The organism is Candidatus Nitrosocosmicus franklandus (genome assembly GCF_900696045.1).
GTDB lineage: Archaea > Thermoproteota > Nitrososphaeria > Nitrososphaerales > Nitrososphaeraceae > Nitrosocosmicus > Nitrosocosmicus franklandus_A.
The window spans coordinates 1381680-1398292 of record NZ_LR216287.1; the positions used below are offsets into that span (position 1 = coordinate 1381680).

The window sequence follows — 16613 nt, forward strand, 5'->3', positions numbered from 1 at the left end:
ATAAAGTCATAGATGGAAAAATAGAGTCTTTAAATTTTACTGCAGAACAAATCATGATGAAACTAAAAGAAGAGGAAATTAAATTCATAGATTTGCAATTTACGGGTTTGACGGGTAGATTCCATCACACGACAATGGCTGCGAATATGTTCAATAAAGACGATTTTGAATATGGATTGCCAAAGTTGGACGGTTCTTCAATAAGAGGTTTTACTGAGATTCATGAATCTGATTTGATTATAAGGCCTGATCCTTCTACATATGCCATTATTCCATGGATTGAGGAATACAAAACAGCTAGATTGATTTGTGATATTATAGCTGGTGGTGAAAAAAGACTGCAATTCAAAAAAGATCCTCGCGGAATTGCAAGAAAAGCTGAAAATTATGTAAAGGATCAAGGATTTCATAACTCATTTTGGGGGCCTGAGATAGAATTCTTTGTTTTTGATAAATTGGAAGTAAATACCATGACACCTTACAGATCACAAAGTTATAACATAAGCTCCAGAGAGGCTCCTTGGTCTACTGAAGGAGTAGGCTACGCTCTAAGATTAAAGGAGGGATATCTTCCCAGTGCTCCGGGCGACACTTTAATGCAATATCGAAATCAGTGTGTAGATGTTTTGAGTAACAATTTTGGAATAATTTGTGACGCGCATCATCACGAAGTAGCAACAGCCGGACAATGTGAAATTGATATAAGATTTGATACCCTAGTAAATGCGGCCGATTCTGTTCAGAGTTACAAGTACATAGTAAAAAATATTGCAAAAAAACAGGGAAAAATTGCAACTATGATGCCAAAGCCGATAGCCCTTGATAATGGTTCAGGTATGCATGTAAATGTTAGTCTGTGGGATAAGGAAAAAAACCTATTCTATGATGCCAATGATAACTATGCTGAAATGTCACAATTGGCAAGATATTTTGCCGCAGGAATTTTAAACCATGCTCCAGCTTTGGCAGCAATTGTCGCTCCTACAACCAACTCATACAGGAGATTGGTACCGGGATACGAAGCTCCTGTTTATATTGCATGGAGCACAGGAAATAGATCGGCAATAATAAGAATTCCCGCACACTACAAAGGTGAAAGATTTGCACATATGAAGAGGATAGAATTCAGGGCACCTGACCCATCATGTAATCCGTACTTGGCATTTTCAGCTATAATCGCTGCAGGATTAGACGGGATAAAGAAAAAGACCACCATTCCTGATCCAATAGATGAAGATATCTTTAAAATGACACCCCAACGCAGACGTGAATTGGGAATTAGGCAGTTGCCACCATCTCTTAGAGAAGCATATGAGGAGCTAAATATCGATAGAGAATTTCTAAAGCCTATATTCGATGACGAAGTCATTGATGCCATAATTTTGCAAGAAGCCAAAGATCATCAAGAAGTAACAATAAGACCTCATCCTCACGAGTTCTCACTTTATGCAGACGTTTGATTCAAATCAAGTTCAGAAAGCAGGATTACAGAATGCAAAACAAAGGTTAATAACACTGGATCAACACAGTTGTAAATAATTTTTTGGAGGGGTTGTCTAGACTGGTTAGGATACCTGCCTTACACGCAGGTGGTCATGGGTTCAAATCCCATCCCCTCCATTAAATCACGAAATTAATTGCTAATGATGAGAAAACCCACATCTGAAGGACGTAGATTTATCCCAAACCTCATCTGATTCGATTTTTCAATTCATGATTTCTAGTTACTTATTGAATAAGACAAAAAACAACGATCCTCTAATAACAATATTCCCCAGCAAATTCAGATCTTAATTTACTTATTTCCTTTATATTATTTATAGAAATTTGATTATCCCCGACCGGATTTAATAGCCATCTATATTTTTATCCTAGTTGTTTAAAAGTTCAGTTTGTCAGCCATAGAGAATATCTTTATCATTAATCCAAATTTACCTTATTAACACCTTGACTAAAACTTGAAGAATCAAACCTGAATTTTATTCATTGCCGTTAGAATTCCGTAAATGAGAGCTTCTGGTCTTGGTGGACATCCTGGAATATATACTTCAACAGGTAGTAGGGTATCAACGCCACCGGTTGTGGCGTACGTATTTCCAAATATTCCTCCACTGCATGCACATGCTCCGACTGCAATTACAATTTTAGGTTCAGGAGTAGCCTGATAGGTCTTTTCAAGTGCAATAGCCATATTCTGAGATACTGGACCTGTAACTAACAACACATCAGCATGTCGAGGAGACGAAACAAATTGAACACCAAATCGTTCTATATCATAGATGGGATTATTCAAAGCAGTTATCTCTATCTCGCATCCATTACACGACCCACCATCAACTTGTCGAATCGCCAAAGATCTACCAAATAAACTATTGATCTTTTCTTTCAATTCCTTACCAATTTGTTCGTAGGATAAACCATTGGAGCTTTTCTCATTTATAGTTTCATTCAAATGTTTTTTGTCTGTTTGTAGTAGTTGCAATTCAACCAAATCTATCAATTGCTCTTTATTTCTTGCTGCAGTGTTTTGGTTATTTCCCATCTTAAATAAATTGGGATATACTTCTTCACACCTACCGCAAAGAAAACATTTTCCGTTATCTAATGTTACTACAGCTGTGTTATTCTCTTTATTTCTTATTTTGATTGCATTTGATAGACAAATATTTTCTATTTCACCTGCCTTTCCATTCAATTCAAAATCACAGATACCTCCATACGTAACTAAGTTGATTTTGCCCTTAAAATTTTCAGAAATTTGATTATTTTCTTTGATTGGGTTAGATATCGTTATACATTTATTCTTTAAAATATCACTTTTAGTTTTGTCCTTAGAGTTAGGCCACAATATATCTTTATAATCAAATTTGCTCTTACTTGGAACGGTATCGATGATATCCTTTTCATTCATCACAAATCGTTCCCTGAATAAGAGAGATCAAAACTCTTGTTGATCAATGGAAAGTCCGGAACAATATTATTCTGTACAGCTAATTCTATCAACGGCCAATTACAGAATGAAGCCGTTCTTATTTTGAATCTAAAAATCCTATTGATGTCTTTTTCAAGCATGACCCAATGAATAGTTTGACCCCTGTGGGATTCAGTATATCCTAACGCACTGTCGTAGGGTTGAAGATAATTTTTCACATCGTTAACAGCCAAACTATCATCGTTACAGGTTCGATGAGCATAGCAGGATTCATAATTGGTGCTTTTATCTAAAATATCTGTCGCAGTTTTTTTTATAATATCTATCGAGTGTCTTGTTTCCACAACTCGTACTTGAAATCTTGAAAGAGCATCGCCTTTTCGTTTGTTTAGTTCAACTTCGTATGCAATCTTATCAACAATACCTTGAATATTATCCATATTAAGATAAGGGTAATATGCATATGGATGATTCTTTCTCGTATCAATATCTACCCCAGTACACCTTGCAATTACACCATTTGCTCCTAATCCAAGTACGTCATGACTCGATATACTACCTGTCCCTTTAAGACGGTCAATAAAGGAGGATGTATTATGTAATAGCTTTACCAAACTTTCAAAGTCATATTGTATATCAGATAGTTCTTTAGAGATCAAGATCAGAGTTGGAGGCTTAAAATCGACTTTTACTCCACCAATCCTGTTTACTCCAAAAAGGAGTCTACTGCCACTTAGTTTTTCATTTATGCGCATTACTTTCTCTTTGAGTATATTAATTCTTGAGCTTCCATATGCAAATCCAACATCAGTACACATCCCTGCGAGAGTCCCAAAGTGATTCCAAATTCGTTCTAACTCTGCACAAATAGTTCTAATTTGCATTGCTTTCATAGGAATTCGTATTGAAGCCATCCTCTCTATCGCCTGGCAATATGCTGTAGAATTTGCCACAGATTCATCACCAGATATACGCTCAGATAAAAACAATGCTTCATCCAAAGTCATTGTTTCCGCTAGTTTTTCAATACCTTTATGGGTATAGTATAAACGCGTTTCTAAGTTAAGTATATTCTCTCCGTAAATACTAAATCTAAAATGTCCAGGTTCGATGATTCCAGCATGAACTGGACCTACAGGTATTTCACAGATACCCTCACCTTCTACTTTTAGAAATTTGTAATGATTATCCATACTACCTGTATTTTTTGTCTTTATATCAAAATCCTTTCGAAGCGGAAAATGATTCTCTAGCAATTGTTGGTGTAAAACAAGTTTTCTATCATCAGGGTTCCCTTGGGCAACGACACCAAACATATCAGAAATTTCTCTTTCATAGAGAGCAGCAGATGGTATATGCGAAACGATGCTCGGATAAGTGGGCTTATCCACATTTGGAAGTGATGATGTAACTATGAAAAAAATATCTTCAATCTTGCTAGAAAAAACATGCTTAATACTCAATCCATCATATCTTTTATTCATCAAGTCAATTGCATGTTTAGAATTACTCGATTCAACTTTTTTCTCACGTCTATTTTCAATATATCGTTCATCGGTACATATCATGGTAACAAGTCTGCATCCTAAATAATCATATATGAAATAAATAATCTCTGTACTGGCTTCTGGACTGCTCGTCAAAATGTGAATTTCATTGTAGTTTTTGTAATGGATTCTCTGTATGATTTCGTTAAATTTTTCAAGGAAAAGTGACTCGTATTCAAAGATTTTCTTGTTAAAAGCATAGTGGCTCATTTTATCTCAAACCCCTCACTTCTTAGATTATTCAAATGACTAACGTCGCTTTTCTTCACAACCACTGTTATCATTTCCTGCTCCAATCTGTCTTCTCCCTCTCCTCTTCTTTACTTTATACCACTTTGAATATCTTCACGGCATCATTGATTAAAGTGTCCAAGGGTTCGGGTATGTACATTCCTAATATTATTATAAAAACAACTAGTAATCCCATTGCAATTATTGAAAGGGTACCTAGTTCTCCATTATCAATTTGTGTTTTAGGTTTACCAAAAGACATCATAACTAGATTTCTTATAAAACCGATAAAAATTATTGTTAAAAGGATTATCAAAACGGTGCTGGCCAGAATATTATTATTGCTACTAAATCCGGAATACAATATCATAAATTTACTCAAAAAGATATTAAACGGAGGTAAGCCTATTATTGCTAATCCTCCTATAAGAAACATAACTCCTGTAACAGGCATGATTGTAAATATTCCTTTTATTTTAGACATTGCTCTAGTTTCGTATTTCTGACTAATCTTTCCATTTGCAAAAAACATTAATGGTTTCACAATGGCATGATTTATCATATGTAAAATCGCGCCGTATATACCAACGAGACCTCCAAATCCAAATGCTAAAGTGATTATACCCATATGTTCTACACTAGAATATGCTAACATTCTCTTCATATCCTTTTGAAAGAGAATTGAAAAAGAAGCAATCGCAACTGATAATAATCCAAAAATGACTAATAAATTAGCAGAATATTCTTCGCCTATTGAGCCGCTGCTTATTAGATGAAAACGAAGTATCCCATATAAAGCACAGTTTAAGAGTACTCCTGACAACATAGCACTTATTGGTGTGGGAGACTCACTATGCGCATCAGGTAACCAGGTATGCATTGGAGCTATACCCGCTTTTGTACCATAACCAATTATTATGAAAATAAATGCTATTTTTATAATCATCGGATCAAGAAGCTTGGAGTTTTGTAGCATGTTTGTCCAGTTTATCTTATCCTCTTCTGGTTGAACAGTCGATAAAGGGTCATGAATGTTCGCATAATAAAAGAAAATAGTCCCAATTAGTGCAAATGATAATCCAACGGTAGCGATTATGAGATATTTCCAGGCCGATCTTATTGCATCCTCTTTTACGTAGATCATGATTAATAAAACAGATATCAGAGTAGTTGCTTCTATTGCAACCCACAATAATCCTGTATTATTTATAATGGGGACTAAAATCATTGTAAAAATGAAAATATTGAATCCTTGATAGTATCGGACCAGATGTTTGTCATCAACTAGTCCATCTTGGTACTGTTTTCCCATATAGTTAACAGAATAAATTGAGGAAACGAAACTGACAAAAGAAATCAACAAAAGTACAACCATACTTAGTGAATCCACATAAAAAAATTCGTTGAACAGAGTAATTTTCTTAAAATCAACTATATATAGGAACAGAAAAAAAGTCAGAAAAAGAATAAAGGCAGTTGACAAAACACTGAAAATTTCTAAGAATCTTTTCTTTTTGAATATTGTTACTAGAATACCACTCAAAATTGGTGTCAAGATAATAGACATAATTAAGAATGATTCAGGCAATATTTTGATTATTGAATTGGTCATGGTTATCATCTTTCTAGTCGTCCTCCTCCTCTGCGTACTTTAAGTTTTCACGTTTCTGATCAATATCATTCATGTTATCAAATGTGTATCCAATTCTATGTATCAGAATTGACGATATTACAATTCCGACTAAAATGTCTATGAATATGCCTATTTCTATTATTAAAGAAATACCGTGGGTGAGTGAGAGAACAAATAAGAATAATCCATTTTCCAATATCAAAAGACCAACTATCTGATTAAGGGCAATTTTTCGTCCAATCATTACTAAGAGGCCAATTAGTAACAGCGAAATGGAGATAGGAACAAAACTATTGGCAATAACATCTTCACTCAGTTGAATTTGTTGGGTTAAAAAATACGAAAGCGCTACAAAGATGGTCGAAGCAACAAGTGACATACGTATGCTAATGTATGGCTTGGTTTCATTTTTGAAGTCGTAACTTATTTTTTCTGTTACCTTTGTTAAAAGCCTGGGTACAATTACTGCCTTTAATGAAAAGGTGATAATTGCTGCAAGATATATCTCCCAGTTATTAGTGATATAACCAATTACCCCAGTTATTAAAGAGAGGATAATTGTTTGATATTTATAAGCTTGAATCCAGCACGAAAATTCTCTTTTTATAACTAAAATAAAAGTTGCAATCAGTAATGTACCAGACAAAAATATCAAAATATTATTATAAGCCATTTCTAATCCTATCCTCAAATATAAAGAAAGACTATACCCATTAGTCCACTGGCCAAAGACAAAAATACTAAATCAGGAATTCTAAATAGTCTCCATTTAGCAACCTTAGATTCAATGTATGCGATCATCATACCTAAAGACATCATTTTTAAAAGAAAAACTAATAACCCTACAATAATTGCAGAAATTGAAAAAGTCGTGGATAGTCCCCAGGGGATAAAAATGTTGATTAAAAGTGATAACAAGAGTATTTGCTTTATAGATTGGGATAATTCAATAAGAGCAAGGCTTTTTCCTGAAAACTCCAAGATCATTGCTTCATGAACCATTGTAAGTTCTAAATGAGTAGCCGGATTATCAAAAGGCAATTTTCCGGTTTCGGCCATGACAATAATAAAAAAACCAAATAGCGAAAACAACAAGCTTGCAGATAGCATAATGGATGATTCTGTTGCATGAGATACAATAGTTACAATGTTTGTTGAACCAAACGTTACTGCTATAGTAAATAAGACCAAAAACAATGCAGGTTCTGTTAAAGATGAAATCATCATCTCCCTGCTGACACCGATACCTCCAAAAGCGCTAGAAACATCAAGTCCAGCCAGCATTAGAAAAAACCTAGAGAGGCCAAAAAGACCAATTACCAATATTATATCAGCTCCCATACCAAATGGAGAATAGACCGAGAAGATTGGTACGAAGAACGCAACAAGCAAAGTAGAAGAAAATATAATCCAAGGAGAGAATCTAAATATCCAAGAAGATTCTTCTGATATTACTTCATCTTTTTTTATCAATTTCAGCAAATCAAAATACGTCTGAAAAATGCTAGAACCTGTCCTTTTTTGAGTGATTGCCTTTATCTTTCGAATTATTCCGGTTAATAATGGAGTAAGTACTATAATGGTCAGAAATTGAATAATACCTATAAGAATCCCAAACATGGATTGAGTTATATCAAAAGGCATTATGGAAACAACCTCACATATACCAAAAGCAAGATGATGGCCACCAAGACATTGAGTAAATACAAATTAACTTTTCCTGTCTGAATTTTTTTCATTTTCTTATTTGCTTTAAATACGCTTCTGATAATTGGTCCATATATAAAATCCTCAATAACATTCTTGTTAGAAACGTGAATTTTAACTGATTTTTTAATATAGGGATTAGAGGAGTGGTATGGGATATTTTCAATAACCAAAGACGGCTTGTAGAAATTTCTAAATACGTGAAGTATAGGCTGAGACAGAGAAGTAGCCGTATATTGCATTCTTTCGTTTAGATTGACAAATCCACAGCTCCAAGTTTCAGTAATTCTATGTTTTGTTCTACCGCCGACTCCATATAGAAACCCTATTGTCGCGGCCAGAATTGATACAAATATCACAGAAACCACTGGTAATGAAAGTCCGGGAACTGTATTATTTGTTCCAGTTTCAGACCAAATCGAACCAAACGAAAATAATGGTTGATTCAAAGGTAACTGAAAATCGAATGCAAGAGTTATCATATCTATACCAATTGCAGGAATCAATCCTAGAATAATACACATGATAGCAACAATCCCCATTCCTGCAAGCATTGTGCGAGGAACTTCCTTTATCTTGTAAATTATATCGCTTCGAGCCTTTGAGAGAAAAGAAATCCCAAAAATTTTTACAAAGGTGGCCAAGACGATCCCCAAAGTCAGTGCAAAAGCCGCACTTGCAAACCCTACAGAAATTGCAATAACGACATCAGGAATATGGTATGAAGATATAAAAGAGAGCATCATGAGATATTCGCTTATAAACCCACTGAAAAAAGGTAAACCAGAAATTGAAAGCACCCCTACTAAAAAGAAAAGCGAAGTCCATGGCATCCTTTTGACTAAACCTCCCAATTTTTCCATATTTGCAGTTTGAGTTCTAAAAATTATAGCGCCAGCACCCATGAATAAAAGGCTTTTAAAAATAGAATGATTTAACAAATGATACATTGCAGCTAACATTGCAATTGCAGATAGATAGATTAAATTAAATGATAGAAATACAATAGACAATCCCATTCCAATGAAAATTATCCCTATGTTTTCTATACTACTATATGCTAAAGCACGTTTGATATCTTTTTCAATTACACTGTATAACACACCTACCACTGAGGATATCGCACCCATGGTAACAAACAACAATCCCCACCAGGCAAATTCAGAATTATCCGTTGCACTTGAACCCACTCCACCAAAATCATAAATGATTCTTATCAATCCATAAACGGCGGTTTTGATCATAATAGCTGACATTAATGCAGACACGTTACTAGGAGCAGATGGATGTGCGTAGGGAAGCCACACGTGTAATGGGACGATACCTGCCTTTGTGCCAAAACCAATAAATGCTAGTATAAAAACGATATTTTTCATGGTTACAGAAAAAGTATCTGAAGACAGTCTAAAGGATTCAAAACTAGTACTTCCAGTTTGAGATGAAAGTAACAGAAGTGAAGCCAATATCAGCGCAGTACCAAGATTGGTCATAATTAAATAGATTATTCCAGATTTCAAGCTGGAATCATTTTTATGATTATATATTACAAGAAAGAAAGATGTCACAGACATTAATTCCCAAAATACAATAAATGAGAAAATATCATTTGAGGAGACTAAAAGGAACATGGAAAGTATGAAAATATTGAAAAAAAATCCAAATACAGGTACATGCCTATTTTCAATATACTCTTTAATGTAACTCAAAGAATATATCGACACTGACAAAGAAACTAACCCTATAAGAAGAATAAAAAATGCAGCTATCCCATCTATAAGGAATTCATTGAACGAAAAGACATTGTTAGATGCTATTTCAAAATGAATTGAACTGCCGTTCATTAACACATTCAACGAGAGTATTATCAAAAAGATGGATCCAATGATAGTAGGAACGAAAAAAGGCTTTCCACCACCGTGTTTTCTAAGCAATAAAGACAACAAAGCACCAGAGACGAAAGATATTATGACCATCCAAAACAATGGTATCGAATGTTCAAACATTGAAATCATAAATACCATTTAAACCCTCTGGAAATTTTATCATTATAGGAAACTCGAGATTTGTACAAGAACATCAATATTTAATTGTTATGTATTTCTGAAATTTTGAATTTTTGAGTTTTTTATAAAATGAAAAATTAGATTAACCGATTTACCACACTATTAATTCAGATTATCCTCCAAGACAAAATGATTGAATCAAAATATTACTAATGAAAAATATGTAAATTACAATATATTCAAATTATTGAAATTATGAATTTCACAAAATTTAAGAATTAATCCGATATAATATAAGTAGTTGAAGCAAAAAAGTAAAAAATTAAGGACATATTTGACACACTTTCCTGTCAAATCATATATTGAAGCTGACATTTTATCTAAAGAATCCACTTGGCGAATAATGGATCGAATAAGACAAGCAGGTGCGAAGGGAATAACTGCCGAAGAGATAACACAGCAGGAACAGATCCCTGTAAGTATAGTATACACAACTTTGAAAGAATTATACAGATTGGAATATGTGTTCCTTTATCCTAGACAAAAAAAGGAAAAGGGTGAAAGGAAGAAGAGATTTGTTTGTGAGAGAGGATCTTGGGGTAAATATGGTATAGACAAGGAATTTGACGCAATAATAAAGGTTAATGGAATAACAGAAGGAATAATAGATGATCTGCGCCAGCCTATAATGAAAATATTTGATGAAATTTACGAAAAATTTTCATCAAAAAGAGAGCTTCATCAATTCTTGCCAATAAAAGATACAAATATTTGTCCAAATTGTCAGAGGAGTCATGAATCAATGGAATTTTTTTATGCAATATTATTGAGAAGTATAGATCTTATGATAACAGAGTCCAAAGAGATTAAGGATTTCCTAATTGAGAAAGGATATGCTCACGAGGAACAACTATAGTTCTAAAAGAGGTTCCCATTCCTTTAATTAAAATATCTCTAACAAAGCAGTTGTAATTTTTTATGCAATGTTACAATTTCTTTACTGACTACTTAAACCCATAATATTTTGAAACTGGGTTCTAATGCGATTGACTACCAACTAGTTGGTTGTGGTTAATTACTATATACATATGGATAAGTATTATTAAAATTAAGTTGATAATAAATGAAAAAGAAAATTTGTATCAAAGATCAGTTGTTATATAAATTAGATTGTCATAAGAAACGATCATGAATTTTGAGTTTTCACCTAAATGGTTAGCATTACTATTTGTCATTGCAGGTGTAGTAATTGTTTTTATGTTAATGGGAGGTTCATTGACCCAACTTTTTAGTTCTGGTGTACAAGAAAGCGTCTTCGTCCAACTAAAAGAAGGAAATACCTGTGTTGTAGAAGCATCTGATGGAATACCACGTACTATAAACAATTGTCCCTATCAAAAGGGAGACAATATAACCATAAACTATAAGCAAGGACTCCCTACACTAGAAGGTCACAAAGCACAATAAATGTGATATAATATAGAGACTAGCTCGAGATATTGGATCCGATATAAAACAATCACCAAAAATTGAAGCAATTCGTGTTTAACTTTCAAAAAACTAACTCGTGAATGCAAGAAACGGGTTCAAATCCGATCTCCTCCATTCTATTCATAGAATTATACGTAATGTTCTTATCCCTAAAACCCAAAGTTTTTGCTAGTCCTTCTTCGAAGAAAGACAACAAAAGAAAAGTATAATTTTCGTTACAGGTATAATTCCGATAATAAAGATAATTTCAATCCTCATTCCACAGAATTAAATCAAACTCAAATAACTTTATCCTACCAAAACCGTTCTTAGTTGAACACAGCACTACAAAATAAACTCCCACAAGACATAGCTAGCGAAACTGTTGCTAATCCAAGAAAACTGTGCGCAAGTTCTCATTCAACGAATCTAAAGTTTCCATATCTTTTTCACTGATATAAAAATCAAATACCCTACTATTTTCTAAAATTCTTTCTTTGTGACTGGATTTTGGAATGACAACTAGATTGTGTTGCAAGCTCCAGCGTACAAGTATTTGAGCTGGACTTTTGTTATACTTTTCACCTATTCTAATCAATAGAGGATGATTTAATCTCTTACCTCTGGTTAATGGACTATATGCTTCAGGTTGAATCGCATTACTTTTGCAGAATTGTAGTAAATTCTTTTGAAATAGAAATGGATGAAACTCCACTTGATTAATAGCAGGTATAGTGTCAGAGTTTTGAATTGTTTCCTTGATTTCATTAATGTCATAGTTGCTCACTCCAATTGAACGTACTTTACCGCTTTTTAGTAAAGTCATCATGGCCTTCCATGTTTCAACAATCTTTTTCTGTACCGGCTAATGTATGAGATAAAGGTCAACGTATGACAAACCCAACCGTTTTAAGCTTGCGTCAAATGCTTTGAGGGTTGAATCGTACCCTTGGTCGCTATTCCATACTTTAGTGGTGACAAAAATTTCATCTCTTTTTACATCACTATCTTGTATTGCTTCACCTACGTCAGATTCATTACCATAAATCTTGGCAGTATCAATGTGCCTATAGCCAACTTTTAATGCGAACTTCACTGCATTGAATGTTGATTTTCCAGGAGGTATCTGATATACTCCAAGTCCAATTCGTGGAATTAGAATTCCGTTATTTAATTTAGCCGTGGAGTTTATGGTAAATGACATACTAAAAGTGATCATCTATAAGACTTAACTTTGTCTATAGAATAGATTGTAATGATAATGGTAGACTATCATCCTCCTAAAGACCTTCCACAACAACGTCTCAATGCGATTAGGCTAAATAATCCTTAGAGGGATGGCGAGGCGATCGACTTCTTTTCAAACAAAATGAATATAGCATACTAGAATCAAAATATCCATGGTACAAGAATAACAGTCATTATTGTAACACCTGCAATTCCAATCAAATCTAATGGTAATCCTATCTTGGCCATTTTCCGAGTTGTAACATATTCGCTTGAAAACACTATGGCGTTTGGTGGCGTAGCTACGGGCATTATGAATCCGATACTTGTAGCTATGGTTACAGGAACCATTAACAAGAGAGGATCGATTGAAAGGGTTGTCGCCAGTGAGGCTGATATAGGTAACAACAGTGCAGCCGTAGCTGTATTACTTATAACTTCTCCAGCAAAAACTGTGACTACAAGCATTATCAGTATTATTATGATAAAAGGCATTCCCTCCAAAAATGACAAGTTTTCTGCAATGTACTTGTCTAGTCCCGTTTCAGTAAATCCACTAGCAAGAGCTAGTCCTCCGCCTATTAAGACTAGAATACCCCATGGTATGGTAACAGCGGTCTTCCAGTCTAATAATCTTGAATTAATCCTTTTGGTTTTTCTAGATTTGTGCAATTCGGGATTTACTATGTCTTTTTTATCTTCATTTTCTTTATCAATATAAGAAGTATCAGTAAACAATCTTTTTTTAGAGAATGAAGGAATAATGAAAAATAACAAAGCGCTTATCAGTGCTATTGTTGCATCGTCAACCATTGGAAATAGATCTTTCCAAAATAAACTTCTAGTTATCCAAGCTATTGCTGTTCCAATAAAAATACACGTAACAGTTTTTTCGTCAGTGTTCATCCTTCCAAGCTCTGACAAGTTTTTTAAAATGGTATTTTTTCCCTCAACAATTGGAGAGTTGCCGATTTTTCCTACCTTTACAATATACAACCACAATAGACCTAGTATGGCCAAACTTGTTGGAACCCCTATTAACATCCATTTTCCAAAACTTACCTCAATATTTAGTAGTGATTCAGATAAGGAAGCAAATATCGCATTAGGAGGAGTGCCAATCAGTGTGGCCATACCGCCTATACTTGCAGAATAAGCCATTGAAAGCAACAGGTAGGTACCGAATCGGTCATTTCTGTTGTTTTCGTTTCCTAGTTGGGTTATTATTGCTAAAGCGATGGGCAACATTAACATGGTAGTAGCAGTATTGCTTATCCAACCACTAAGAACTGCAGCTATAATCATAAATGCCCCTATGATATACCGGGGATTTGTACCAAAAATTTTTAATATATTCATGGCAAAACGCTTGTGAAGGTTTACATTTTCAATGGCTTTTGCTAAAATAAACCCCCCTAAAAATAAAAATATAATACTATCTGCATATGCATTTGACAATTTCTGCAAGGTCATGATATTTAAAATAGGAAACACTATAAGAGGTAAAAAGGCCGTAACATAAATTGGAATAGCCTCGGTTATCCACCAGGTACTCATCCAAAAAGTTAATGCTAGGACTACTTTTGCCTCAAAAGTAAGCCCTTCTATGGGAATAAATATGAGGATACAGAAAATAACTGGACCTAAACCTAATCCAATTTTAGAAATTCTTATGTCTTTTTTACCATCTGTAGAATTTTGCAATTTTTCTCCTATAGGTACTAGAGACCATGGTAAAAAAACCGCATATTTTTTGTATTATAACGAATACTGTTCTTTAGAAATCTGGATTAAAGCTTGTTACCATTACCTTTACAATAGGTTATTAAATTACTACGTTAGGACGACATTCTGTTCATTGATCAAGTTACAACTACAACACAATAATCGAATTATTTCTAGAATTAAGTGGAAAATATTGCATCTCACAAAAAGATGGTTTTTTCATCTGGTCTGAATGACAAAAACAATGAAATACAAAAAGAAGAATAATTTTACAAACCTTTTTGTTATTTTTGTTTGATAGCTACCTCTGTTTTTGGAAGCCCATTCAAATATACTAATACAGTAAATATTATTAACAATGTATTTGTATAGCAGGTGCAAAAACATTAAATAATTTTAATGGTAAGAATGAATCTCCGTCTCAGATGCATGAAGTCTACTGAAAATATTGGTTAGCTAAATTCTTAACTTTCATCCCTACGACCATTATTTCTTTATGTATTTTTTATAAAATAAACTAATTTTGGAAATAATCGTCTGTGGATACTCAACAAAGCTCAACTTTAATCAATATCTCAATATACATACCTTTTCAAAACGATTGGGGTATAAATAGAATGTTCTACCTGATCATTTACCGCAAACTGCTCCATTCAGATACAAGGCAATATCAAGATTCAACTCATCTTGATTACCGATGATCGAGGAGTAGTATGTTACTGTAAATACATCCTACTCCCTTTCATTCTGTCTTTTTTTACCAAGTTATTGTTGCAATGATTATTCACAGTAAATCACGATATTTCTAATTTCACCAAACAAAAGATTAACACAAACAAGTCGATTTTCATGCATTATGTACAAGATATGAAAAATTGGAGATTAGCACAGATAATCGTTCAGTTACATTGTTGTCTATTAATAAACTCCCTAAAAGAGAATGCGACATTAAAAGAAAGGAGCTATATTTTTCATAATACCGGTCAGAAAGATAATAGATATAACTATATCCGATCTAGAATCGGTAAAAATTAGGTTATTGGTAAATATATACTATTTAGAGTTTGAAGTGATATTCTGTTAACCCCTTTTCTACTTTCTTTTGTTCATCTTCTAGGATCGGTTCTTCTCGATGTTCCAACAATAATTTGTCAAAATTTAAGATGCATATTCTACGTGAGGATATCATTGTAGTATACTTATATAATGTAAAAGATGGTGGTGGTATTACTACTAGTCTATCTTCAAAAGCAAAATTTCAAAATAAATCAGCACCAAATAAGGTTTTTTCTTCTTCCAAATAAAGAGAGATTTATGACCTGGTGTATATCCCGGCGTATCATTATTTTGAAACCTTTTTTTGAACCGTCGTCTTTCCCTTTTTGATCTACATCGATAACATTCATATCCAATCTCTTATCTCTTTAACACTTCTTTTTCAATAATCCCGAATTTCCTGAAAAGTTATCTGTAGACGTTAATGACAAGTGGTTCGCAATAAGGCTGACTCTATAATAATTAATGGGCATTCATCCCATGTGAATAAATTTTTGCTCCGTTATTCTCACCGTTTTTTAATTCAGTTAGTTTCTTTACTTCATGGACACCTTGGACATGATCACCATACGCTGAGTTAATATGATGTGCTTTATATCCTCATGCTAAAGCCGTTACTCCAAATAAGATTTTAGTTTGGGTAGCTCCTCTATATAACATGTATCTATAAGAGCCTAGTCGTTGATATTATTCTGTTTTAAATACTGTGTAATATAGCGACCTAGAAACAGGATATTATCCCATCAATAGAATGTACCTTGTTAGAAATCTTTACTATCCTAACTTCCTTTCCAATAAAATGTAAAGGGTTTACCAATTTTGATTAAATTAACCTGAAAATTACTTTTTATACCAAACGATAGGGAATATATTTTCGCCTTCTTAGAATACTCACAATTTTGTATATTTGAAGACACGTTATTTGTACTGAATATCTATAAAACTAAACGCAGTAAAGATCAAATTCCCCATCAGACGTACTTGTTATTCGTTTTTAGTTTGAATCAAACTCTATCACAATTCATTTTACAGACTTGACTACTCATTGCTCCAAGAAAATAGTAATTTTTTGTGATAAACGT

At 33.7% G+C, this 16613-nt stretch carries 10 protein-coding genes, 1 tRNA gene and 1 pseudogene; 4 read left to right on the forward strand and 8 right to left on the reverse strand.

The window, feature by feature from the left end; translation table 11 throughout:
• Window positions 1-53 precede the first annotated feature (53 nt).
• Together glnA and NFRAN_RS06525 are read left to right on the forward strand one after the other, a co-directional pair.
• Complete coding sequence (gene glnA / locus NFRAN_RS06520; RefSeq protein ID WP_172602376.1) at window positions 54-1460, forward strand: type I glutamate--ammonia ligase; 1407 nt, start codon at window positions 54-56, stop codon at window positions 1458-1460.
• Between the two features lie 85 nt (window positions 1461-1545).
• Window positions 1546-1620, forward strand: a tRNA-Val gene (locus NFRAN_RS06525).
• Window positions 1621-1966: 346 nt separating this feature from the next.
• Here the strand turns inward: NFRAN_RS06525 and nuoB are convergent.
• The 6 genes from nuoB to NFRAN_RS06555 form a co-directional block, all read right to left on the reverse strand.
• The gene (nuoB, locus tag NFRAN_RS06530; RefSeq protein WP_134485721.1) at window positions 1967-2911 is read right to left on the reverse strand and encodes an NADH-quinone oxidoreductase subunit NuoB; all 945 of its coding nucleotides are present in this window, start codon (window positions 2909-2911) and stop codon (window positions 1967-1969) included.
• Entirely contained in the window at window positions 2911-4689 is a 1779-nt protein-coding gene (locus tag NFRAN_RS06535) for an NADH-quinone oxidoreductase subunit C (RefSeq protein ID WP_134483978.1), read from the reverse strand. Before NFRAN_RS06535 ends, nuoB begins: the two co-directional genes overlap by 1 nt.
• A 115-nt stretch (window positions 4690-4804) precedes the next feature.
• Window positions 4805-6331 carry a hydrogenase 4 subunit F gene (locus NFRAN_RS06540; RefSeq protein ID WP_134483980.1) on the reverse strand — a complete coding sequence of 509 codons (1527 nt, stop codon included), beginning with the start codon at window positions 6329-6331 and terminating at the stop codon, window positions 4805-4807.
• A 4-nt stretch (window positions 6332-6335) separates the two neighbouring features.
• Complete coding sequence (locus NFRAN_RS06545) at window positions 6336-7016, reverse strand: hypothetical protein (protein ID WP_134483982.1); 681 nt, start codon at window positions 7014-7016, stop codon at window positions 6336-6338.
• 14 nt (window positions 7017-7030) lie between these two features.
• Window positions 7031-7987 carry a respiratory chain complex I subunit 1 family protein gene (locus NFRAN_RS06550; RefSeq protein ID WP_197731145.1) on the reverse strand — a complete coding sequence of 319 codons (957 nt, stop codon included), beginning with the start codon at window positions 7985-7987 and terminating at the stop codon, window positions 7031-7033.
• On the reverse strand, window positions 7987-10062 hold the full coding sequence (locus NFRAN_RS06555; RefSeq protein ID WP_172602181.1) for a proton-conducting transporter membrane subunit: 2076 nt from the start codon (window positions 10060-10062) through the stop codon (window positions 7987-7989). Before NFRAN_RS06555 ends, NFRAN_RS06550 begins: the two co-directional genes overlap by 1 nt.
• Window positions 10063-10354: 292 nt before the next feature.
• Between NFRAN_RS06555 and NFRAN_RS06560 the strand changes: the two genes are divergently transcribed.
• On the forward strand, window positions 10355-10969 hold the full coding sequence (locus NFRAN_RS06560) for a hypothetical protein (protein ID WP_172602182.1): 615 nt from the start codon (window positions 10355-10357) through the stop codon (window positions 10967-10969).
• A gap of 272 nt (window positions 10970-11241) precedes the next feature.
• Window positions 11242-11520, forward strand: a complete 279-nt coding sequence (locus NFRAN_RS06565; RefSeq protein ID WP_134483988.1) for a hypothetical protein — start codon at window positions 11242-11244, stop codon at window positions 11518-11520.
• A 391-nt stretch (window positions 11521-11911) separates the two neighbouring features.
• On the opposite strand, the pseudogene NFRAN_RS14235 reads toward NFRAN_RS06565, so the two are convergent.
• Together NFRAN_RS14235 and NFRAN_RS06575 are read right to left on the reverse strand one after the other, a co-directional pair.
• A pseudogene (locus NFRAN_RS14235) lies at window positions 11912-12727 on the reverse strand (aldo/keto reductase).
• Between the two features lie 185 nt (window positions 12728-12912).
• A complete protein-coding gene (locus tag NFRAN_RS06575) occupies window positions 12913-14454 on the reverse strand; it encodes an SLC13 family permease (protein WP_172602183.1) in 1542 nt (513 codons plus the stop codon).
• Window positions 14455-16613: the final 2159 nt, after the last annotated feature.